At 43.8% G+C, this 21,142-nt stretch carries 22 protein-coding genes, 1 tRNA gene and 1 riboswitch; of the genes, 2 read left to right on the top strand and 21 right to left on the bottom strand.

The window, feature by feature from the left end:
* Positions 1 to 181: 181 nt before the first annotated feature.
* A complete protein-coding gene (locus NE638_RS06490) occupies positions 182 to 382 on the top strand; it encodes a cold-shock protein (RefSeq protein ID WP_015525894.1) in 201 nt (66 codons plus the stop codon).
* 144 nt (positions 383 to 526) lie between these two features.
* Here NE638_RS06490 and NE638_RS06485 read toward each other — a convergent pair whose 3' ends face one another.
* Together NE638_RS06485 and NE638_RS06480 are read right to left on the bottom strand one after the other, a co-directional pair.
* Positions 527 to 781, bottom strand: coding sequence for a hypothetical protein (locus NE638_RS06485; RefSeq protein ID WP_015525893.1), 255 nt, complete (start codon positions 779 to 781; stop codon positions 527 to 529).
* A gap of 117 nt (positions 782 to 898) precedes the next feature.
* A complete protein-coding gene (locus tag NE638_RS06480; RefSeq protein WP_173733031.1) occupies positions 899 to 1,738 on the bottom strand; it encodes a DegV family protein in 840 nt (279 codons plus the stop codon).
* Between the two features lie 159 nt (positions 1,739 to 1,897).
* On the opposite strand from NE638_RS06480, the gene NE638_RS06475 reads away from it, so the two are divergent.
* Complete coding sequence (locus tag NE638_RS06475) at positions 1,898 to 2,401, top strand: DUF5721 family protein (protein WP_022426217.1); 504 nt, start codon at positions 1,898 to 1,900, stop codon at positions 2,399 to 2,401.
* Here NE638_RS06475 and NE638_RS06470 read toward each other — a convergent pair whose 3' ends face one another.
* The 19 genes from NE638_RS06470 to NE638_RS06380 all read right to left on the bottom strand — a co-directional run bounded on the left by NE638_RS06470 (position 2,402) and on the right by NE638_RS06380 (position 21,131).
* A complete protein-coding gene (locus NE638_RS06470) occupies positions 2,402 to 2,734 on the bottom strand; it encodes a sporulation initiation factor Spo0A C-terminal domain-containing protein (RefSeq protein ID WP_044961168.1) in 333 nt (110 codons plus the stop codon). It lies immediately after the preceding gene.
* Between the two features lie 280 nt (positions 2,735 to 3,014).
* Complete coding sequence (gene htpG, locus NE638_RS06465; protein WP_044961170.1) at positions 3,015 to 5,069, bottom strand: molecular chaperone HtpG; 2,055 nt, start codon at positions 5,067 to 5,069, stop codon at positions 3,015 to 3,017.
* Positions 5,070 to 5,309: 240 nt separating this feature from the next.
* Positions 5,310 to 8,285 (bottom strand): LPXTG cell wall anchor domain-containing protein, encoded by a 2,976-nt coding sequence (locus NE638_RS06460; protein ID WP_244094809.1) that lies wholly within the window; start codon positions 8,283 to 8,285, stop codon positions 5,310 to 5,312.
* Between the two features lie 120 nt (positions 8,286 to 8,405).
* A complete protein-coding gene (locus tag NE638_RS06455) occupies positions 8,406 to 8,663 on the bottom strand; it encodes a hypothetical protein (protein ID WP_015525887.1) in 258 nt (85 codons plus the stop codon).
* Position 8,664: 1 nt separating this feature from the next.
* Positions 8,665 to 9,468, bottom strand: a complete 804-nt coding sequence (locus NE638_RS06450) for a Cof-type HAD-IIB family hydrolase (protein ID WP_015525886.1) — start codon at positions 9,466 to 9,468, stop codon at positions 8,665 to 8,667.
* Entirely contained in the window at positions 9,461 to 10,126 is a 666-nt protein-coding gene (locus NE638_RS06445; protein WP_044961208.1) for an HAD family hydrolase, read from the bottom strand. Before NE638_RS06445 ends, NE638_RS06450 begins: the two co-directional genes overlap by 8 nt.
* Before the next feature lie 8 nt (positions 10,127 to 10,134).
* Positions 10,135 to 10,740 (bottom strand): Maf family protein, encoded by a 606-nt coding sequence (locus NE638_RS06440; RefSeq protein ID WP_022426223.1) that lies wholly within the window; start codon positions 10,738 to 10,740, stop codon positions 10,135 to 10,137.
* A 189-nt stretch (positions 10,741 to 10,929) separates the two neighbouring features.
* Positions 10,930 to 12,597 carry a glutamine--tRNA ligase/YqeY domain fusion protein gene (locus NE638_RS06435; RefSeq protein ID WP_015525883.1) on the bottom strand — a complete coding sequence of 556 codons (1,668 nt, stop codon included), beginning with the start codon at positions 12,595 to 12,597 and terminating at the stop codon, positions 10,930 to 10,932.
* Positions 12,598 to 12,711: 114 nt separating this feature from the next.
* Positions 12,712 to 12,784: transfer RNA gene (locus tag NE638_RS06430), tRNA-Thr, on the bottom strand.
* A 164-nt stretch (positions 12,785 to 12,948) separates the two neighbouring features.
* The gene (locus tag NE638_RS06425; protein ID WP_147603663.1) at positions 12,949 to 13,302 is read right to left on the bottom strand and encodes a hypothetical protein; all 354 of its coding nucleotides are present in this window, start codon (positions 13,300 to 13,302) and stop codon (positions 12,949 to 12,951) included.
* Between the two features lie 84 nt (positions 13,303 to 13,386).
* The gene (gene sigH / locus NE638_RS06420; protein ID WP_022426224.1) at positions 13,387 to 13,971 is read right to left on the bottom strand and encodes an RNA polymerase sporulation sigma factor SigH; all 585 of its coding nucleotides are present in this window, start codon (positions 13,969 to 13,971) and stop codon (positions 13,387 to 13,389) included.
* Between the two features lie 36 nt (positions 13,972 to 14,007).
* The gene (gene rlmB, locus NE638_RS06415; protein WP_227573913.1) at positions 14,008 to 14,733 is read right to left on the bottom strand and encodes a 23S rRNA (guanosine(2251)-2'-O)-methyltransferase RlmB; all 726 of its coding nucleotides are present in this window, start codon (positions 14,731 to 14,733) and stop codon (positions 14,008 to 14,010) included.
* A gap of 10 nt (positions 14,734 to 14,743) precedes the next feature.
* Positions 14,744 to 15,169 (bottom strand): Mini-ribonuclease 3, encoded by a 426-nt coding sequence (locus tag NE638_RS06410; protein WP_015525844.1) that lies wholly within the window; start codon positions 15,167 to 15,169, stop codon positions 14,744 to 14,746.
* Positions 15,154 to 16,563 carry a cysteine--tRNA ligase gene (cysS, locus tag NE638_RS06405; protein WP_021650981.1) on the bottom strand — a complete coding sequence of 470 codons (1,410 nt, stop codon included), beginning with the start codon at positions 16,561 to 16,563 and terminating at the stop codon, positions 15,154 to 15,156. Before cysS ends, NE638_RS06410 begins: the two co-directional genes overlap by 16 nt.
* A gap of 1 nt (position 16,564) precedes the next feature.
* Positions 16,565 to 17,056 (bottom strand): 2-C-methyl-D-erythritol 2,4-cyclodiphosphate synthase, encoded by a 492-nt coding sequence (gene ispF / locus NE638_RS06400; protein WP_044961210.1) that lies wholly within the window; start codon positions 17,054 to 17,056, stop codon positions 16,565 to 16,567.
* Positions 17,057 to 17,126: 70 nt separating this feature from the next.
* Positions 17,127 to 18,290 carry a sn-glycerol-1-phosphate dehydrogenase gene (locus NE638_RS06395; RefSeq protein WP_244094808.1) on the bottom strand — a complete coding sequence of 388 codons (1,164 nt, stop codon included), beginning with the start codon at positions 18,288 to 18,290 and terminating at the stop codon, positions 17,127 to 17,129.
* A gap of 450 nt (positions 18,291 to 18,740) precedes the next feature.
* Positions 18,741 to 18,884, bottom strand: a complete 144-nt coding sequence (locus NE638_RS06390; RefSeq protein WP_015525840.1) for a hypothetical protein — start codon at positions 18,882 to 18,884, stop codon at positions 18,741 to 18,743.
* Between the two features lie 36 nt (positions 18,885 to 18,920).
* A riboswitch (cyclic di-GMP riboswitch) is annotated at positions 18,921 to 18,996 on the bottom strand.
* Positions 18,997 to 19,195: 199 nt separating this feature from the next.
* The gene (locus NE638_RS06385; RefSeq protein ID WP_015525839.1) at positions 19,196 to 19,570 is read right to left on the bottom strand and encodes a RidA family protein; all 375 of its coding nucleotides are present in this window, start codon (positions 19,568 to 19,570) and stop codon (positions 19,196 to 19,198) included.
* A gap of 94 nt (positions 19,571 to 19,664) precedes the next feature.
* Positions 19,665 to 21,131 carry a serine hydrolase gene (locus tag NE638_RS06380; protein WP_059085173.1) on the bottom strand — a complete coding sequence of 489 codons (1,467 nt, stop codon included), beginning with the start codon at positions 21,129 to 21,131 and terminating at the stop codon, positions 19,665 to 19,667.
* Positions 21,132 to 21,142: the final 11 nt, after the last annotated feature.

Below are 21,142 nucleotides of genomic sequence, written 5' to 3'. Positions count from 1 at the left end.
ATTTTCTCCTTGACATTTCAAAACACGGGTTATATAATCAGAGCATGGCAAAATATTTAATGTAAAATCACTAGTTTTTAGAGATTATATTTACATGAATATAGTCTGTAAAATCTGGTGATTTTTTATTATCATCAGAAGGCTATTTTAATTTTTTTTATTTTTATGGAGGTAACACAAAATGAACAAGGGAACTGTAAAATGGTTCAACGCAGAAAAAGGTTATGGTTTTATCACAGGTGAGGACGGACAGGATGTATTCGTACACTTCTCCGCTATCAACGGTGAAGGCTTCAAATCTCTTGAAGAAGGACAGGCTGTATCCTACGACTTAACAGAGGGCGCTCGCGGAATGCAGGCTGCTAACGTTACAAAGTTATAATTCTATAACCATAAAAAACGTATAAGTCAAAACGGGGCTGCTTTATGGCAGACCCGTTTTTTATTGCATTGTATTTATCCTGTATATAAAAATCCCCGGGATGCTTCAACACATCCCGGGAACCCATCATTTCATATGTGTTTTCTATTCCGCACTGTCTGAAGATAATCCGGAAATATAATCTGTCAATGCAGAAGTATCCATCACAGTATCCACCTTCACACTGGCTTCCTTCGCCTGGATCTTGGCATATGCGGAATATCCGATCCAGCCTACAAGCAGAACCGCGATGAGGATCCATGCCGCCATCTCAAGTACAAATTCTGCGCGTTCCTTCTTCAGGGCACTGTTTCGCGAGTATTTGTTGTTTTTATATTTGTCAACTTTCTTCTGGCTCATTGTCTTTCTCCTTTGCCGCTTCAGTACTTCGTTCATTATAGCACACTTGTTTTCAAAAGAAAAGCGGCAACTCCCTGAAGAAATGTGATAATTTTCTGAACTGGAGATTTTCTCTGATCAGACTGCTACGATAACGCCACCATCGTTGGCATACATACTGCTGACACCGGCAGTATCCATAACTACGATCTTTGCTGGGTGCAGTTTCTCACGGATAGCCTCCTCCAGCATCTTCGCTCTTTCCGGACAGTTGCAATGAGTGATGGCAACTGTCTTTTCCGGGATGTTGATCCCCTTCTCCCCAATGTGATCCACCATTTTTACGATTGCTTTATTCATGCCTCTGGCCTGATCCAGCTGACAGATCGTTCCTTCCGGAGTAGAGCCCATAACCGGCTTGATCTTCAGTGCACTGGCCACCAGAGCTTTCACTCTGCTCAACCGTCCGTTCTTGCGCAAAGTTTCCAGATTCTCCAACACAAAAAATGTGCTCATCTCTTCAATATATTTCTCCACTTCGCTTACTACTTCTCCAAAAGAAAGTCCCTTTTCTTCACACTCTATGATCTTCATGGCGATTAGACTCTGGCCTCCGGATGCTGATTTGGAATTAAATACATGAACCTTTTTCTCCGGCTGCTCTTCCAGGAGCAGGTTTTTTCCAAGGATCGCACTGTTATAGGAACCGCTCAGTTCCGCCGAAAGTGTCACCGCATAAATGTGTTCCGCCTCACACTCATATGCCTTCATATAGCGTTCCGGAGAAGGGCATGCAGATTTTGGACACTCCGGGCAATCTGCAACTTTCTTCAAAAAATCCTTCTGATCAAAAGTCGCATCGTCTATGATATTCTCACCGCCCACTGTCAGTGTCAGCGGTATGGATTCGATCCTTTCATCATTTTTCCATTCATCTAAAAGCTCCCCACAGCTATCTATCGCAATCTTATAGCTCAATTATATCGTCCTCTTTTCCATTATATGTAGTATTCAATACCACATCTATCGTATCACATAAACAGATATTTGAAAAGAGTTTTTTAAAAAGTCTGTCCTTTTTTCTTTATCTGAGATATAATGTCTACACGCGATCACATAAAAGAAAGGAAGTGCGGCATGCTTGCATTAAAGATTACAGATATCCGGGATTTCACAAACAAACTTTTTATAGGAGAAGTATTTGACAAATTCTGTCTGTCCGAAGCGACTGTGACTACTTTTAATACTTTTACCATTGATGGCAGGCTTCAGAAAGATTTTTTTGATACAGACAGCATGAACAGACTCACAGAGCACGGCCGGACACATTCTCTCTGGAAGGACATCAGACCTTTCTGCTGGTCTGTGATCCGCGGTAAGCGTACGCCCTTAAGCTTCAGGATCGTGCTGCATTTAAGTCGGAGTGGAGTTGAAGCTGCAATGAGAAATACAGATTTCGGAATTTCCTCCGAACAGATAGACGGACTATTCTTAAATCTTCAATTTAAAAATAACAGCCTTCTTTGTACTACCGGAACCTCTCTTAAAACATTCTCTATGGATAAACGCCCAGAGCAGCTCTGGGATGATATGATCCTGAGCTTTCTGTCCAGGAATCAGATTCTTTTTGAAAGGCTATAGTCAATTCTCTTCTTCTATTTCCCTCAGATAATACGCAAGCATATCAATAAATTCACTGTTGGTAGGCTTGTATTCTAGAGGATATCCTGCAATCTCATCCAGCAGTTTTTTATTTCCTTCCCAACACACATTTACCATTGTTCTGATATCATGCTCAATATTGGTAGGTGTTGATCTGTACTTCCGCGCCAGGTATGGATAAATATCCTTTGTGATCCGCAATGGTTTATACTGATCCCCCATGGAAATCTTTACCGCTTCCGCAACGAAAAAATATCCTTTGTATTTCGAATTTGCACCAAGTCTTCTGATCAATCCATACACCTTTTTCATACATTTGTTCCTCCATTTCATTTTTTTCTCTTTTTAAAAGCACTCCCTTATGTATAATACGACAGTTATCTATATTTTTCGCTTTCTTCTGAAAATTTATTTTATACATATTAGATACTAATTTAAATTTTTAGTCATATTTTACAGGTTATTTTTATTTAATATCTATTATTTTATTTAAAATTCCTATAATTGTGTTAAAGATACACATATTGTTATAAAAAAAGCAAAGGCTTCGCCCCATTACGGGCAAAGCCTTTCGATCATTTTATATGTCGTTTTATTTTGTAAGGACCATAAGGATATCGTTGCTTCTCTTTACAAATTTTGTCATTTCTTCAGGAGAAAGCTGTTTATGGCTCATCATTGCAAGATCATAAAGCTGTTCACAGATCACCGGAACATACTCTGATCCCTGATTTTCTGCTATAAATCTTACAAGAGGATGATTTGCGTTCAGTACAAGTACTTCCTGACCACCGAACATATTCGGATCCATTCCGTACATATTGTACATTTTCATCATATCCTGCATACGGCGGCTCTCCTCAGGAAGAGTGATCATCGCTGCAGTTCCCTCATTTTTCAGCTTCTCTACTTTTACTTCAAGTTTATCCTTGCCAAGATTCTTACGGAACACCTCAGTAAGTGTCTTGACTGTTGTTTCATCCGCTTCTCCGTCTTCACGAAGCTCTTCTGTCAGATCGGCATCAATTCTCTTGAACTGGATCGTCTGATCCTGCTGTTCAAGATGGGAAATAAACTGTGAATCGATCACATGCTTCAGCAGTACAGCATCTTTACCCGCTTCACGGAACATATTAATGTACTGGCTCTGCTGTACCTCATCGGTCACATAATAGATCACCGTTTTTTCCGGTTCCTCATTCTGGGATCCTTCAGAAGCTTTCTCCTCTGTCTTCTCCTCTTCAGCTGCTTTTGTTTCTTCTTTTTTATTTTCCTCAATGCAGTCTTTCAGGGTAAGATATTTGCCATCCAGATTCTTAAAGAGGATATAATCATTCATCTTCTCACCAAATTTCGCATCCTTGATGCATCCAAATTTGATAAACGGGCTGATATCATCCCAGTACTTCTCATAAGACTCTCTGTCTGTCTTGCACATTCCGGTGAGCTTATCTGCTACTTTCTTGGTGATGTATTCAGAAATCTTTTTCACAAAACCATCATTCTGCAGTGCAGAACGGGAAACATTCAGTGGAAGATCCGGACAGTCGATCACGCCTTTCAGAAGAAGAAGGAATTCCGGGATCACCTCTTTGATGTTATCTGCAATAAATACCTGATTATTATAAAGCTTGATGGTTCCCTCAATGGAATCATACTCTGTCCTGATCTTCGGGAAATACAGGATACCCTTCAGGTTGAACGGATAGTCCATGTTCAGATGGATCCAGAACAGCGGTTCCTTGTAATCCATAAATACCTTACGGTAAAATTCTTTATACTCTTCATCCGTGCACTCATTTGGGTGTTTCATCCAGAGCGGCTGTGTATCGCTTAAGGATACCGGCCGTTTATTGATCTTTACTTTATCTTTGGCAGGAGAAACTTCCACAACTTCTTTCTCGCCTTTATCATTCTCCTTTTCCTCTGTCTTGGCATCCTCATGGATATGTTCAACTACCACATCATCTTCACGGAGATCTGCCTCATCGATGGTTTCATACTCCTGTTCAGCATTTGCTTTGGAAAGATAGATATTTACCGGCATGAAAGAACAGTATTTCTCGATAACCTCTCTCATACGATATTCATTGGCAAACTCCAAGCTTTCCTCATTGAGGAAAAGAGTGATCTCTGTTCCCGGTTCTGTTTTGTTTCCGTCTGCCATCTCATACTCCGTACCACCGTCACAGGTCCAATGTACCGGTGTGGAACCCTCCTTGTAAGAGAGAGTATCAATATGAACTTCATCTGCAACCATAAATGCAGAATAAAATCCAAGTCCGAAATGACCGATCATCTGATCATCCGTTGTTTTATCCTTATATTTCTCAAGAAACTCTGTGGCACCGGAAAAAGCGATCTGTGTGATATATTCCTCTACTTCATCTGCTGTCATACCAATACCGTTATCGATAAACTTCAAAGTTTTCTGATCCGGATCAACGATAACATTTACAGCCGGTTTGTAACCTTCCGGGAATGTATAATCTCCCATAACTTCCAGCTTTCTCAGTTTGGTGATCGCATCGCATCCGTTGGAGATCATCTCTCTTACAAAAATATCATGGTCGGAATATAACCATTTCTTGATAATCGGAAAAATATTTTCACTGTTGATTGATAAACTGCCATGTTTTGCTGACATATATGTCACTCTCCTTTTGTTTTTATTTTTATTTCTGATGTTCCGACAGAGCCGGAAACCTGTTGTTTTTTTCAATAAATATATACTAATACGACTTTTTACAAAAGTCAAGAAAAATTTAGCACTCATCATTATAGAGTGCTAGTAACAGCATGTAAAACGGATCTCTATGTGCAAAAAAATCCCTCCGTACATTTTTTGTACGGAGGGTGCTGTAAAACTATCTTCTACATTCTGTTCTTATTTTTTCTTTCTACGATATACAAGGATTCCTCCAATACATACCACAGCCACGATCAAAATGATCACAAATGTCATGATCGGTGTACTGTCTCCCGTCTGCACTGCAGATTTCTGATTTGTCTGTGTCACTGCCGGACTCGGAGTCGCAGTAAGAACTGCTGCCTGTGATACCGTAAAAGTAACCGTACTTTCTGACTGTGTACCGGTATCCTTCCAGCTGGAGCCGTCGTATTTCTGCTGTCCAAAGGTAACTTTCAGAGTATATTTTCCCGGCTTGCTGACACGGAATGTTGCAGTATAAGGCTCTCCATCCCAGGTACGGGTCTCTGTGATCTTCCAGCTCTTCGGCTGATATCTGGTATCTCCCTTACGCGGGTTTGTATTATCCATTCCTGCACCAGCTGCTGTAAAGGTGATCTTTGTATTGGTATCATACTTGCCATTGGAATCAATGCCTGTGATCTTATTGTCCGATGCAGCGGCTTCCGTGCCCTGATATCCATTTACTGTAATACTTACTGCGATCACTGTACTGATCTTGTTGGGATTCTTAACCCCCTCCGGAAGAATGACGGTACCTTTTACATTAAATATCTGACGTTCTGCAGAAGACGGATCATAAGAAGATCCCTTAACATCCCATTTAACAGATGCCTTCTGCTCTCCCTTTGTTGTAGTGATCTTTACTGTTCCCGGAAGCTTCAGGGCTTTCTGGGTTTTCTGGGTTCCATTGGGTAGATCTTTGATATCGGATGGCTTTTTGATGCCTGTAAGGTTATTCGCCTTCTTACCGTTATCTGTTTTTTTCTTTGTAACGCTGAAATGGACATTTACATAAGCTTCCACATTTGCATCATTGGCGATCACAATGTCTTCCAGATATTCCCCCTGTGAAAGTCCGCTGACCGGCTGTACGCTAAAGGTTGCATTATCTCCTGCTTCCAGCTCTGTGGCGGAAAGTGTACCAATTGTATATGCATTTGATGAAGGCTGTTTCAGAACGATCTTTGTATTTCCGGTGTTGGTAACTGTAACTGTCTTCGCATCAGGAAGTTCCTTATAGCCTTCCTCTTTGGTTCCAAACTCCAGACTGTCTGTTACCGAAAGACCGGGATTGGGTTCCGGTTCCGAAACTGTAAATTCCAGCCGGACTTCAGCCAGTGTGTTTCCGGTATTCTGATCTGTCACAGAAATCGTATCGCTGTGATCTCCGGCCTGAAGACCGGTCTTGGGCTGTACGGTAAAGATTGCCGCCTTATCTCCGGGATTGAGCACTTCCGCAGAAAGCTCTCCCACCTCATAATCCTCCGGAGCAGAAAGCTGGATCCGGATAGCCTCTGTACCTGTATTCTCTACGGTTACAGGCTGTGCATCCGGCGCAGTCTCATAGCCCTGTTCCAGTGTTCCAAACTTCAGAGGACCTTCCGGTTTCACTGTTGCAGTAACTGTTTTTGGTGTTTCTGTCTTTACCATAACCGAAGCCGTCACTGTAGCAGATGCTTCCGTGCTTTCATCAGAAGCAAATACAAGCTCTTCCACGTATGGATCATCTTTTGCAGAGAGTCCAAGCTTAGGCTGTACGGTAAAGGTCTGCTCTCCTCCCTGCGCCAACTGGATATTTCCGCTACTCTCCACTTCACTGACCGGCGCAATATCAAAAAACTTCGACTCAGGCTGTACTAACGTCACAGCTTCTGTACCTTCGTTTTTGATCGTGACTGTACTTGTTGTTTCTACCTTTTCATAACCGGCAGTCAGATCATCAAAAGGCAGTTCTGTCGGATCCGCAATTAGCTTGTATATTTTTTCCGCTGCAGGGTCCGATGTTTCCCCGGGATCTGTCTGCTCATTATTTTCATGATCTTCGACTTTTTTATTTTCCGGTTCTTTTACTGTAAAGTCCGCTTCAAAGAAGACATCGGCACCTTCTTCTGTCTGATACGTGATCAGATCTTTGTATTCTCCAGCCTTCAGACCTTCTCGTGGTTTTACCCACACAGCAACACTTTCACCACTCTTTAATGGCGCATCGTTAATATCCGCAGCCATGAAATTCTCCGGGGCGATCTCTTTAAAATTAAGATCCCCGGTTCCGTTATTTGTGATAGTAACCATCTGTGCTTCCGGAATTTCCGTATATCCCTCTTCCACGGAACCAAAATCCAGAATTCCACTTCCATCTTCCGTGTATGCAGATGCCGAATATGTCGGTTCCTCATTTTTTTCGGAAGCGTCTGCTGCTGTATCTGCGGAATCCGGTGTCTCTGTCTGACTATCTCCGGATGTATCTGCCTCATCGGCATTCTGAGGCCCTGACTGTTCTCCGTTTACTTCTATAACAGAGTTTTCAGCAGGCTCCTGGGTATCTGCAGGTTCCTGTACATCTGTATTCTCCTGCACATCCGCAGACTCCGTTTCTTCTGCCGGCTCTATGGTTTCCTCAGGCTGAGCACTATCAGGCTCCTCTGACGTTCCAGCTTCTGTATCCGGCGTGTTCTCTGAAGACTCCGAAGCTTCACTTTCCTCCGCATCCGGATCTTCTCCTGCTGCTTTGGCTTCTTCCTTTTTCTTTTCTGCCAGTGCTTTGGCTTCCTCCTCTGTTTCGGAAACCTCCTGGGTCGTCACCGTAAGCTCACCACTGACTCCCGTCTCTTCTTTTCCGGTGATCTTCAGAACGATCGGAATACCCAGATCTTTTTCATCGATTTTATAAGTCTTGTCAGTTCCTACCTCTGTAAGAAGGTCTCCGTCTTTTAATGACCAGGAAAAACTCACATTATCATCTGTGATCCCCTCCGGCTTGACCTTTGAGTAATCTGCACTTAAGGTAGACCCGATCGCAAGTGTTCCTTTGACCTTCAGCTTTCCATCAAGATTTCCAGATGGAGCTGCAGTGGCAAATACCATCGATGGAAGCAGCGTTACAATCATAAGCACAGCCATGACGACTGCCAGCACTCTGCTTTTTTTCATATCCCATCCTCCTTTACATCATTTTATTTTCCCCACATTTACCCTTTCTACGCAGGGCTTTCTTTTTGCTGATGCAAGTTTATCATATTTAATTTTCAGAGGTGTAATCCCTGCTTTCCGTCAGCCTTCTACGATCATATATTTTCCGTCCGGGAGTTTAAATACTTCGCTTTCTTCTTCCAGCTCCTTCAGGGAAATCCCCTCCACATCTGCGCCCATTCCATCCAGATATTTTTTAACATCCTTCAGGGAATCCAGCACAACTGCCATGCAATCCTCGAGAAATTCCTCTGCCTCCTCAAAATCCTCTGCTACCGGCTCATCAAAAAGCTGACCCTGTTTTTCCAGAAATGTCTGGACATATTCTTTCTTGTACATATTAAAGTACCTCCTTTATATCTCCGCCCGCCGCAATCAGTCTGCGAAGTACTGGTTCCACCTTCTCTGTCTCGTAGAAAGCCGCCGCCTTTACCCCTGGCTTCGCATGCTTCATGGCAAAGCTGTATTTTACAGATTTCATCATTTCAATATCATTGTATTCATCCCCGAACGCCATGCATTCATCCGGTCCGATTCCCAAAAGTTCCTGGTATTTACGGATCCCTTTTGCTTTGTTCGTGGTAAATGGAACAAAATCCACCCACGCAAATCCGGATGTCACAACAGTACATCTGTCTTTGAACCGTTCTCTCCAGTACTGGATGGATTCCTCCGTCATTCCTTCTCTCTCATAAACTGCAACCTTCATACAAGGCTCTGTGATCTCATCAAAACTCTTTATGATCTTACACTGATTTTTTACTTCTTCGATCATCAGATGGCGATAATGTTCTGTCTTGGGCATGATATAATAAAAATCCTTTGTAGAACAGGAAAATTCCGCTCCGGGCTTTTCCCATATTACCTGAATGATCTCTCTGACCAGTTCTTTGTCAAAGCTGTCGCAGTACAGAAGCTTCTCATTCTGGACAGCGAGCCCGCCATTTTCACTGATAAATGCCATCTCGTCCTTTACCGGCGCAAAAAGATTCCTCATATTGGCATACTGTCTGCCACTGGCTGCCACAAAGAGGATTCCCATTTTTTTCAGTTCCTTTACCAGCGGAAAGATCTCTTCCGGCAGCGTCTGTCTTCCACCGATAAGCAGCGTTCCATCCAGATCGCTGGCAACCATCTTAATCATGCTGCTTCTCCTCATAAATAGTAAACAGATCACCAGGTACAGCTGCTACAATATCTGCACCGTTATTTTCAAGCTCTTCTCTGTCACGGAATCCCCATAGTGCACCAACGGTATACATTCCGGCAGCACTTCCTGTCTGCATATCTGTCTTTGTATCTCCGATATACATACATTCTTCCGGCTTTACGCCGAAATCTTCTGCAATCTTCAGCGGACCATCCGGTGCCGGCTTTCTGCGGATCCCTTCCTGCTGTCCCATCACCTCATCAAACAGATCGCCATAGATCGCCTTTACCACTTTCTGCGCCGCAACATGAGGCTTATTGGAGCATACAGCCATCTTAAGGCCTGTATGTTTCAGCTTCTGAAGGGTTTCCGGCATATCTTTATATGGCACAACTTTATACAGCGGATCTTCATCAAATTTCCTGCGATAAAGTTCCCTGACTTCTTCGTAGTGTACCAGCTCCGGATCTCCTGCATCGATCAGGCATCTTCTGATCAGCATATCTGCACCTTCACCGCTGTAATAACGAAAATTATCTGCCGGCTGTGGTTTCAGGGAAAACTTTTCCATGATCTCATTCGCCACATATGCCATAGATTCCAGTGTATCCGCAATTGTTCCATCCAGATCAAATATACAAGCTTTTATCATTTTGTCTTTCATCCTCTCAGGTTCATTCCCAGTTTTTTTGTCTCATAGATCAGTCTTGCCACAGGCAGTCCCACCACGTTGTTATAATCACCACGGATTCCCTTCACATAGGCTCCCCAGGCGCCCTGGATCCCATAGCTTCCGGCTTTGTCCATTGGGTCTTTGCTGTTTACATATTCCTTTATTTCTTCCTCTGTCACCGGATAAAAGCTCACATCTGTGCACTCATGGAAGGTATGAGCTTTCCATCTCCCTTTTTCTCTTATCAGCAAAGTTACACCGGTATATACCTGATGTGTATTCCCCTGCAGCATAGCGAGCATCTCTATTGCAGCTGTCTCATCTGCCGGTTTACCTAAAATCTTACCCTCATAAGATACAACGGTATCTGCACCGATCACAACCACATCTCTCAGATCTCGGTTCTCCTCTTCCTCCAGCGCGTATGCCGTAAACATAGCTTTCTGACGAGAAAGTTCCTCCACCACTTTCGCAGGCTCTGCACTGGTGATCCGTTCTTCCCCGCTGGCAGGCTTCACTTCAAAGGCGACTCCTACCTGGCTTAAAAGTTCCCGCCTCCTGGGAGATGCGGAAGCAAGCACGATTTTCTTCATGTGTAATTCCTCTCTTTCCTGTGTTATCAGTATAACCGTTTCTGTAAATGGGCGCAACCGAAATCGTTGCAGGAGCATTTTGTACTTATCCATTTATTCCTGATGACGATAAAACAAAACAAGCAGTACACCCTGATACCTGTTCACGGTGTACTGCTGTCATATGTTTCGTATTCTTTTTGACAGTTTTTATGCTTTCGGTAATTTGAAAGAGCTCTTCAGAGATACAATGCGGTTAAATACCGGTGCTCCCTCCCTGGAGTCATGGATATCTGCGCAGAAGAAACCGTTACGTACAAACTGATAGCTGTCATAACCTTTTGCTTTCAGAAGCTCCGGCTCTACATAAGCACTTGTTACTGTAAGAGAATTCGGATTTACATTAAGAGAACCATCTTCTTTATTGTAAACACCTTTTTCTTCATCTACGATATTCTCGTAAAGTCTTACCTCAACTTTACCTGCATTGGATGCTTCCACCCAGTGGATCGTTCCTTTTACCTTACGTCCGTCCGGTGCATTTCCGCCCTTGGTCTCCGGGTCATAGGTACAGTGGACTACACGGATCGTTCCGTCGTCATCTGCCTCATAACCTGTGCAGGTTACAAAATATGCATTCATAAGACGAACTTCATTTCCAATATAGAGACGTTTGTATTTCTTAGGAGGCTCTGCCATAAAATCATCACGTTCAATATAAAGTTCTCCACTGAACGGGATCTTTCTGGTTCCAAGTTCCTCATTCTCCATATTATTCGGAGCTTCAAGATACTCAACCTGTCCTTCCGGATAGTTATCGATCACGAGCTTGATCGGATCAAGGATCGCCATCATACGCGGACGTTTCAGCTTCAGGTCCTCACGGATGCAGTACTCGAGCATTGCATAATCTACAGAACTGTTCGCCTTTGAAACACCACAGAGTTCTACAAATTTACGGATAGACTCCGGTGTAAATCCACGGCGGCGAAGTGCGGCGATGGATACTAGTCTCGGATCATCCCATCCATCTACGATGCCGTCCTCAACAAGCTTCTTGATATAACGTTTACCTGTAACAACGTTGGTCAGGTACAGCTTTGCAAACTCGATCTGCTTCGGTGGGTGCGGATATTCCAGCTCCTTTACCACCCAGTCATAAAGCGGTCTGTGGTCCTCAAACTCCAGAGTACAGATAGAATGTGTCACACCCTCAATGGCATCCTCGATCGGATGAGCGAAGTCGTACATCGGATAGATGCACCATTTATCTCCTGTATTGTGATGTGTCATGCGGGCTACACGGTAAATGACCGGGTCACGCATGTTCATATTCGGTGATGCCATATCGATCTTGGCACGAAGAACCTTCTCTCCATCTCCGTATTTGCCCTCACGCATCTCTTCAAAAAGCTGAAGATTCTCTTCTACAGTACGGTTTCTGTACGGACTCTCTTTACCTGGCTCTGTAAGAGTTCCTCGGTACTCACGTATCTGGTCTGCAGTCAGGTCGCAGACAAAGGCCTTGCCTTTCTTAATAAGCTTCACTGCTGCCTCATACATCTGATCAAAATAATCAGATGCAAAGAAAAGTCTGTCTTCCCAGTCTGCACCAAGCCATTTCACGTCAGCCTTGATGGACTCTACAAATTCGGATTTCTCCTTTGTAGGGTTGGTATCATCAAAACGGAGGTTGAATTTTCCGTTGTATTTCTGAGCCAGTCCATAATTTAAAAGAATGGATTTCGCATGTCCGATATGAAGATAGCCGTTAGGTTCCGGTGGGAAACGTGTATGCACGGTGTCATAAACGCCTTCTTCAAGATCTTTGTCTATAATATTTTCAATAAAGTTTTTGGAAACTGTTTCGTTCTCCATTGCTTTCCCTCCTAAATATCATCCTGATGTTTTATCTTATCATAAATCCGGAGTTTTTGAAACCCGCAAAACCTGTATCTAAACAAAAAATTGTCTGTTTTTAGACACAAAAAAAGCTGCTGACGGGAATCGAACCCGTGACCTCCGCCTTACCAAGGCGACGCTCTACCGACTGAGCCACAGCAGCTTGTTTCGCGACGTTTGTGCCGCTCACAGTTGTTTATATTATCAGATGATTGTCATATTGTCAATACATTATTTTTATTTTTTTAAAAATTCATATTTTCATGATTATAGCACAAAAAATCCTGTGTGCTGTCGCTCGCAGACACAGCACGCAGGATTCTCTTTTTACTCTTCTGTCTTTGTCTCTTCTGCTTCTGTCTCTTCTTCCGCTTCGGCCTCCGATTCATCATCTGCAGGTGTTTCCTCTTCTGCTTCTGTTGGTGCCTCTTCAGCATCATCTGCCTCTTTGGAAACTTCTACAGTCTCAGATGCAGTCTTGTCCCAGTCCTGGAAGACTTCTTTCTCTTCTTTTTCTTCCTTCTTCTCGTCATCCTTGAAATCATCAAGATCTTCGAAATCATCCTCAAAGTCTTCTTCGCATACAGATCGTCTGGATACAAGTGCTGCGATAGCTCCTGCTGCGGCAGCGGTAAGCGCTCCTACTGCAACAAGTCCCCAATATTTATTGATCTTTGCCATAATTTGGTCTCCTTTCTTATTCTGCTCCTTATGAATATTATTTTAATACTTTTATATTCAAAAGGAAAGAGGTATTTACTCTTCTCAAAAATAGCTTTTAATTTTCCCACGGATCCTCTGCAGTGCATTATCAATGGATTTCGGTGTTTTTCCAAGGATCCGGGCAATATCCATATATCCATTTCCATCCAGATACAACTGCAGTACCCTGTTTTCCAGAGGGCTCAGGCTCTTTTTCATTTCATTTTCGAGAGCCGCCACATTTTCCCGGTCGATCAGGATCGATTCCGGATTATCATGCTCCACACAGGAATCTCTGAAGTTTTCCTCCGCCTCTCCGTCGCTTAAAGACACATAAGTGTTCAGTGGCTGATGTTTCTGGCGGTTTGAACTTTTAATTGCAGTATATATCTGTCTGTCAATACATATATTTGCAAAAGACTGAAAAGACGACTCCCTGTCTGGCTGGTAATCACGGACTGCCTTAAACAGTCCGATCATCCCCTCCTGTATCAGATCATCTGTGTCCCCACCTATCAGAAACATGGCACGGGCTTTTTTTCTGACCAGACCTTTATACTTTTCCATCAGATAATCTGCAATTGCAGATTCCCCTGCACGAAGTCTTTCGATAAGAGCTTCATCCGTCATCTCATTATATCGGCACATTTTTTCTCCGAACAGCTATGGCTGTATTTGATGTATTTATTTTGACAGTCTCTGTCTCACGATCTCAAAAGCAAGCACCCCTGCTGCTACAGAAGCGTTAAGGGAATCGATATCCCCCTTCATCGGGATCGCGGTAGTAAAATCACATTTCTCTTTTACAAGGCGGCTTACACCATTTCCCTCATTTCCGATCACAAGGCCAATAGGTCCTGTCAGATTCTGACGGTACATCACCTCTCCGTCCATATCTGCACATACGAACCAGATGCCTTTTTCTTTCAGTTCATCAATAGTCTGTCCCAGATTAGCAACCTTGGCAACCGGTGTATAATTCAATGCGCCTGCCGACGTCTTGGCAACCGTAGCAGTCAGTCCTACTGCTCTGTGTTTGGGAATGATCACACCATGAGCACCTGCGAGATTTGCGGTACGGATGATAGCTCCCAGATTATGAGGATCCTCAATATTATCAAGAAGAATGATAAACGGAGGCTCTCCTTTATCTTCTGCTTTTTTCAGGATGTCTTCCACTGTAGAATAATCATAAGCCGCAACCTGTGCGATCACACCCTGATGTGCACCTGTCTCGCTCATGGAATCCAATCGTTCCTTTGGAACAAATTTTACAATGGTATCATGTTTTCTGGCTTCTCTTGCGATGGTGCGGACCGGTCCGTCCTGACAGCCATCCAGAATAAACAGTTTATCAACACATTTACCGGAACGAAATGCCTCAAGGACCGCATTTCTTCCTTCTATCATTTCAGTCAATTTAAATTTCCTCCTTCTCAAGTCCTGCATGGACCAGCTCCAGTATCCTTGAAAAATCCTCTTTCAGGTAAAGATATCCCATCAGCGCCTCAAACCCTGTGGCACGCCGGTAATCCGCCATGGTGGCATGTTTGGCCATGGTAGCGGAATGCGCATTCCTTCCTCTTCGATATACACTTTTTTCTTCTTCTGTCAAAAGTGGTTCGAGGATCTCCATCATCCCCGACTGTGCAGATGCTTTTACAAGGCTGCTGGCTTTTTTGTGGAGACGATTTACCGGACAATTCGCTTTTTTCACAAGAATAGTACGGATCACCAGCTCATAAACACCATCCCCGATATAGGCCAGCGTCAGCGGCGAATAGGTCCGAAGGTCTGCGTCTTTCAGATCAAACAGATCTTTCAGTTTCTTTAAGCTCTCTGCCATTTCACACCTTCTCTTGTATCTTTAAGGATGATACCTTTTTTCAGGAGCTCATCTCGGATCTCATCTGCTCTCTTGAAATCCTTTGCCTTTCTTGCAGCCTGGCGCTCCTGGATCAGATCCTCGATCTCTTTGTCAAGAATCTCTTCTTTTTTCTCGATTTTCAGTCCCAGCACATCACTGAGCTTAAAAAGTTCCTCATAAAGGCCACCGGCAAACTCCCTTGAGCTGTTCTCGTCTACGTTTGTGTTGGCAAATTTTACAAGCTCAAAAATTGCCGCAAGTGCATCTGCAGTATTAAAATCATCATCCATGGCAGCTTCAAATTTGGTAACAAAACCTTCTGCTTCTTTGAGAAGCGCAAGCTCTTCTTCTGTAATATTCTCTGCCGCCCCATTGTCTTTACGGTCGCTGAGCTTGCCTGCCGCCTCAAGGATACGCTCCAGAGAGTTCTTTGCTGCCTCCATCAGATCTGCGCTGAAGTTCAGCGGACTTCTGTAATGTGCGTTCAGCATAAAGAAACGGAGAACCTGAAGATCATACTGTTCACCGATTTGACGAACGGTACGGAAATTTCCGAGAGATTTGGACATCTTGCGGTTGTCGATGTTCAGGAAACCATTATGCATCCAGTATCTTGCAAAAATCTTACCATTGCAGCACTCACTCTGTGCAATCTCATTCTCATGATGCGGGAAGATCAGATCCTCACCGCCTGCATGGATATCAATCTCTTCTCCGAGATATTTCTTGGACATAACAGAACACTCAATATGCCAGCCAGGACGTCCGTCGCACCACGGTGACGGCCAGGACGGCTCGCCCTCTTTCTTTGGTTTCCAAAGCACGAAGTCTAACGGATCTTCCTTCTGATCCTCACCGGATACCTTAAGAGAACGGAATCCTGACTGGAGATCATCCAGATTCTTATGAGAAAGCTTGCCATACTCTTTAAATTTCTTTACACGGAAATAAACGGTCCCGTCAGCTGCCGGATATGCATATCCTTTATCAATAAGAGTCTGGATCATGTCGATCATGCCCTGGATCTCCTGTGTAGCCTGGGGTGCCGTTGTAGCAGGTTTTACATTCATATCTGCCATATCTTTCTTGCACTCTTTGATATAACGGGTAGAGATTTCCTCTGCGGAAACGCCCTCTTCAATGGCCTTCTTGATGATCTTATCATCTACATCGGTAAAGTTGGATACATAATTTACTTCATATCCTTTATATTCCATATATCTGCGCACCGTATCAAAAATGATCATAGGGCGGGCATTTCCGATATGGATCAGATTGTATACCGTAGGTCCGCAGACATACATTTTTACTTTTCCTTCTTCCAGAGGTACAAATTCCTCTTTTCTGCGTGTCAGTGTGTTAAAAATCTTCATGTTACTCTTCCTCCAATTTCCCGATTCTGTACAGGGAGCAGATCGCCTGTGAGGAGATTCCCTCTCCCTGTCCTGTAAATCCAAGGCCTTCCTCTGTTGTCGCCTTGATATTCAGCTGTGATATTTTAATCCCAAGTGCTTCTGCGATATTTTCTCTCATCGTCGGAATATGTGGTGCCATCTTCGGTTTCTGAGCGATGATGGTGGCATCGATATTTCCGATCGCATAGTCATTCTCCTTCAGTAATCCGGCAACATGCACCAGAAGTTTCACACTGGAGATTCCCTTATATGCAGGGTCTGTATCCGGAAAATGCTTTCCGATATCTCCAAGAGCCGCAGCTCCCAGAAGTGCATCCATGATCGCATGGATCAGAACATCCGCATCCGAATGGCCCAAAAGACCTTTTTCCCAGGGAATATCAACACCACCAAGGATCAGTTTCCTGCCCTCTGTCAGTTTATGTACATCATATCCCATTCCTACTCTCATCAAACCGTTCATCACTGCCTTTCCTGAAATTTATGTCAAGTCAAAAGAACCTTTTATGAGCTGTTCCTGCTCAGTATGTGAGCATCTTCCGAAGTCTCAGAAGGCTCAGCCTTCTTCTTGTATACGGTGCAAGTCTGAGACTCTCCTCGATCGCTTTTCCCGGCAAGCCGATATCCCGGACTCTGCTCACGCAACCGACGATACTCATCATCTCCTGCATATCTGTAACTGCAGGAAGAAGATCTATGATCTTAAGGATTTCCGGAAGTGCACCGGAAAGTGTTTCTGTGCTTACATCGTCCAGAAGTTCCGGAGTGTTTTCTTTTTCAAGTGCTCCAAGAATCCCTTTTCTGCCGAAGGTCTCCTGCAGGAGTTCTGTGTCTCCGTCTGTAAAGGCATGCACTCTGCAGGCTCCTCTTCGGATAGCATCTGCAAGCTTTTTATATTCCAGAAGGACCAACATGGTTGCTGCAGAAACCTTCTCCCCGTGAAGAGCATCCAGGTGACCATTGACCACTTCCATATCCCAGAGGTGGACCATATGGTGCTCCGCCCCGGATGCCGGTCTGGAGTTTCCTGTCATCTGCATGGCCAGTCCGGAAAGGATCAGCGCATACATCAGCTTCTCACATGCATCTTTCTCTCCTGCTGCAATTTCTTTCAGATTATCCTTAACAGTCCGGATCGCTTTTGTTTCCAGGTCTGCCACCGCTGTACAATAGTATTCATCCATAAGAATACTTGCTATCTTCCAGTCTGCCAGCGCAATGTATTTTCCCAGAATATCCGACACCCCGGCTGCTGTAAGCCTTGCAGGCGCCTTAACAAAAATATCCGTATCCGCAAAAACAAAAAGTGGCGCAGATGCCTGAAATACTTTTTTTACACCATTCCAAGTCATGTCTGCTACTGTGGAAGTAAATCCGTCTGAACTGGCTGCGGTGGGCACAGAGACAAAAGGGATCCGGTACTGATGGGCGACAAAACGGCTGAGATCATGGATCGTCCCCGCTCCAACTGCAAGAACAAGATCGATGTCCTCTTCCATATAATTCTCCACGATCTCCACGGCACGCTCATCTGCCTCAAGACCTTCAGCATCCAGGATCAGTACCTGACACCGGTCATAGATATCCTCCATCAGTTCCTCTGTAGCTTTGTAACTGTTCGTGTCACAGATCAGAAGCGGGGAAATACATTCTTTCAGATCACCGTCTGACATTTCCTTTTCCAATTTCCCGATAGCTCCTGATTCAATTACAATTTCTCTAACGTCTATGTGGTGCTCCCTCCCGCAGCTGCAAGGTCGGGCAAAATCGTCCGCATCGACTCGCATGTACTTATGTCCTCCTGACTTCTTTTAATGATTCACAGCGTATTTCTCTGTCCGCTGAATGATACAATATTACAGTTTGGTATTATACAGGATTTTTTTTTATTACGCAATGATAGAGTTCAACTTGTTTCATCATATAGCAAAAATCCTTTATTTTCAAGGATTTCCGGTGTTTCTACGCCAAACAATGTTTCGCCTGGTTGCGTCTATTTTCTTTTGTTTGTCACAAAAATTGTCATAATAAAAAGCCACTCACAATAAAGGGAAGTGGCTCTGATTATTACATTACATTTTCAAGCTTTTTCAATTCATTCTGTACTCTTGCTCTTCTGCATCCTTCCCCTCCGCTTATTTCCATTCAGCGTCTGCTTCACTTAAAGTCTTTAATTGCCCAAAAAACTCTTTTGCAGCATCCAGACCTACAACCCCACTGTCTGTCAAACAGATATTCGCAATCCGCTTCGCTACTTGCTCATAACCGAATAACATCATAAAAAAAACACCGTCTCACAGACAGTGCACCTCATTTCATGCAACTGGCTGCCATTTTACAGGCCCTGTAGCTTTGCGTCCCAGACTTTCATCTGGTTTGCCGATCATCCTTATTAAGCTTTTATACGTATCCTAAAAAACTGGTTTTATTATACTACAGCGTTCTACTTTACACAAGAAAAAACATTACCGTTTTAACGCCTGAAAACACAAAAAAGAGATTGCTCCAAAACAGAGAAAAATACTTTATCACCACGAAAAAAAATCCCCGCTGTCTGACTGAAATCAGACAACAGGGATTTTTTATCAGATCATCCGATCGCTGCGATCACTTCTACCTCGCAGAGAACGTTCTTTGGCAGTGTCTTGACTGCAACACAGGAACGTGCAGGTTTATTTACGAAATATTTGGCATATACTTCATTAAATGCCGCAAAATCGTTCATATCTGCAAGGAAGCATACTGTCTTGATCGCATTCTCATAGCTGGAACCGGCAGCTTCCAGAACTGCTCCGAGATTCTTCATAACACGGTCAGCCTGCTCCTCGATGGTTGTGCCAACTACCTCTCCAGTTGCCGGATCCACCGGGATCTGACCGGATGTGTAAAGTGTATCTCCATGGATGATAGCCTGGGAGTATGGTCCGATTGCTGCAGGTGCTTTGTCTGTATGTACTGTCTTCATAATAGAATTCCCCTTTCATGAACATTTCGGATACTTCTCTGGCGGAAATATCCATCAGGATCTTACTCAGCTGTTTTTTATTCTAACTCACAGATCACCCCTGGTCAAGGTCCATATTCAGATAATTATAAACAATACCGGAAATATCCCGGATATGCGAAACTGCGTCCCCAGGTTTACAGTCTTCTGACATCACACAGAGGATATATGTAATCTTTTCTCCATATATAATGGCGATATCATGCTGGTCCGTATCCGTTTCTCCAGTCTTATTTGCAATTTCCACGGACACAGATATCCCGCTGGGGATCTTAGTAGTAACCTGCTGGTTCAGAAGCAGGTTCAGCATAGCCTCCGAAGCTTCTTTCGATACACATTCTCCTTTATAGATCCGGGAAAGAAGCTCTGTGCAGTCTTTTACAGAAGTGGTGTTCCTGCCACCGAGGCCGACATCCTTTGAAGAGGACGGGCTTAAGATGTGCTGTACGGAAGTATCTGCAAATTTCTGTTCCGCAAGAAATCCATTTACAGCCTGTGCTCCGTCCTTAAAAACACCCGATGCTGTCTGCAGACGTACCAGCTCATTAAAGGATTCATTGTCACTGACTGTGATCATATTCCAGAGAAGGTCATTGACCTTTGTGGATACGGACGGATCTGTAACATCTTTTTTCATTTTTGCCGCTTCGTTCTGAAGGACTGCATCCATGTTGGCATAGGTCTGGGCCATGACAAACACTTTGATCAGACTGGCTGAGTACAGTGACTGACTGTTCTGTTCAAACTCCTGATCACTGGTTAGATCCTTTACATAAACGCTCCATGTACCCTCATAGGTTCCAAGAAGATCCGCAAGCCGTTTCTCAAGGCCATCCATTCCCAGATCTTTCGTCTCGACTTTTCCGGATTTATCCACGGAAAATCCCTCCGGAGTCTCTCCCTCTTCCTGGAGCAGAACGCCGTTTTCTCCGCCAAAATAATAATATCCGTCAAACATCTGTCCTGCAGCATTCATTTCCAGATAATGGATACCTGGATCTGTAACCATTTTTCCATATTCATCAAAATAATACAGCCCGTTGTATGTTGTTTTGTCCACCACCAGCTCATCCATATAACGTACCTGTGGAGAAGCGCTGAGTTTTCCCAGATTGTTTACCATATAACAGCCGTCAAAAGAAACTTCCTCACCGCTACCGTCTTTTGCCGGAGCCTTCAGATCGGTGATCTGGACCATATGCGAGTTTCCCGCTGTAAATTTACCGCTTTCGTCGTGATAATAATATCCATCAAAAACCGTTCCGTCGATCTCAAAATGATCAAAATAATACACTGCCGGAGTATTTTCTTTGGTTCCATCTTCATTCAGGCAGTAAAAGCCATTGCTTTTCAGAATATATTTCCCGCTTTCACCGGGAATTGGAAGTATCTGGGACTCCTCCGTAACAGAACCAAGGCTTCCCTGTGCCGTCTGCTGCACTGTTGTCGCAAAAACCGGCTGTGCGAGCATCACTGTGCTCAGACAAAATGCCAATGCTTTATATATTTTTTTTCGTCTCATATACTTCTTTC

The sequence above is a fragment of the Blautia sp. MSK.18.38 genome, assembly GCF_024460535.1.
Lineage (GTDB): Bacteria > Bacillota > Clostridia > Lachnospirales > Lachnospiraceae > Blautia_A > Blautia_A fusiformis.
Note: the sequence above shows the minus strand (reverse complement) of the source record. Positions and strands in the feature narration are given on the sequence as shown.

Coding starts and splice junctions, on each gene's coding strand:
- NE638_RS06490 (WP_015525894.1), top strand. CDS start 182: ATGAACAAGGGAACTGTAAAATGGTTCAACGCAGAAAAAGGTTATGGT.
- NE638_RS06485 (WP_015525893.1), bottom strand. CDS start 781: ATGAGCCAGAAGAAAGTTGACAAATATAAAAACAACAAATACTCGCGA.
- NE638_RS06475 (WP_022426217.1), top strand. CDS start 1,898: ATGCTTGCATTAAAGATTACAGATATCCGGGATTTCACAAACAAACTT.
- NE638_RS06470 (WP_044961168.1), bottom strand. CDS start 2,734: ATGAAAAAGGTGTATGGATTGATCAGAAGACTTGGTGCAAATTCGAAA.
- htpG (WP_044961170.1), bottom strand. CDS start 5,069: ATGTCAGCAAAACATGGCAGTTTATCAATCAACAGTGAAAATATTTTT.
- NE638_RS06460 (WP_244094809.1), bottom strand. CDS start 8,285: ATGAAAAAAAGCAGAGTGCTGGCAGTCGTCATGGCTGTGCTTATGATT.
- NE638_RS06455 (WP_015525887.1), bottom strand. CDS start 8,663: ATGTACAAGAAAGAATATGTCCAGACATTTCTGGAAAAACAGGGTCAG.
- NE638_RS06450 (WP_015525886.1), bottom strand. CDS start 9,468: ATGATTAAGATGGTTGCCAGCGATCTGGATGGAACGCTGCTTATCGGT.
- NE638_RS06445 (WP_044961208.1), bottom strand. CDS start 10,126: ATGATAAAAGCTTGTATATTTGATCTGGATGGAACAATTGCGGATACA.
- NE638_RS06440 (WP_022426223.1), bottom strand. CDS start 10,740: ATGAAGAAAATCGTGCTTGCTTCCGCATCTCCCAGGAGGCGGGAACTT.
- NE638_RS06435 (WP_015525883.1), bottom strand. CDS start 12,597: ATGGAGAACGAAACAGTTTCCAAAAACTTTATTGAAAATATTATAGAC.
- NE638_RS06425 (WP_147603663.1), bottom strand. CDS start 13,302: ATGGCAAAGATCAATAAATATTGGGGACTTGTTGCAGTAGGAGCGCTT.
- sigH (WP_022426224.1), bottom strand. CDS start 13,971: ATGTGCCGATATAATGAGATGACGGATGAAGCTCTTATCGAAAGACTT.
- rlmB (WP_227573913.1), bottom strand. CDS start 14,733: ATGATAGAAGGAAGAAATGCGGTCCTTGAGGCATTTCGTTCCGGTAAA.
- NE638_RS06410 (WP_015525844.1), bottom strand. CDS start 15,169: ATGGCAGAGAGCTTAAAGAAACTGAAAGATCTGTTTGATCTGAAAGAC.
- cysS (WP_021650981.1), bottom strand. CDS start 16,563: ATGAAGATTTTTAACACACTGACACGCAGAAAAGAGGAATTTGTACCT.
- ispF (WP_044961210.1), bottom strand. CDS start 17,056: ATGAGAGTAGGAATGGGATATGATGTACATAAACTGACAGAGGGCAGG.
- NE638_RS06390 (WP_015525840.1), bottom strand. CDS start 18,884: ATGATGTTATTCGGTTATGAGCAAGTAGCGAAGCGGATTGCGAATATC.
- NE638_RS06385 (WP_015525839.1), bottom strand. CDS start 19,570: ATGAAGACAGTACATACAGACAAAGCACCTGCAGCAATCGGACCATAC.
- NE638_RS06380 (WP_059085173.1), bottom strand. CDS start 21,131: ATGAGACGAAAAAAAATATATAAAGCATTGGCATTTTGTCTGAGCACA.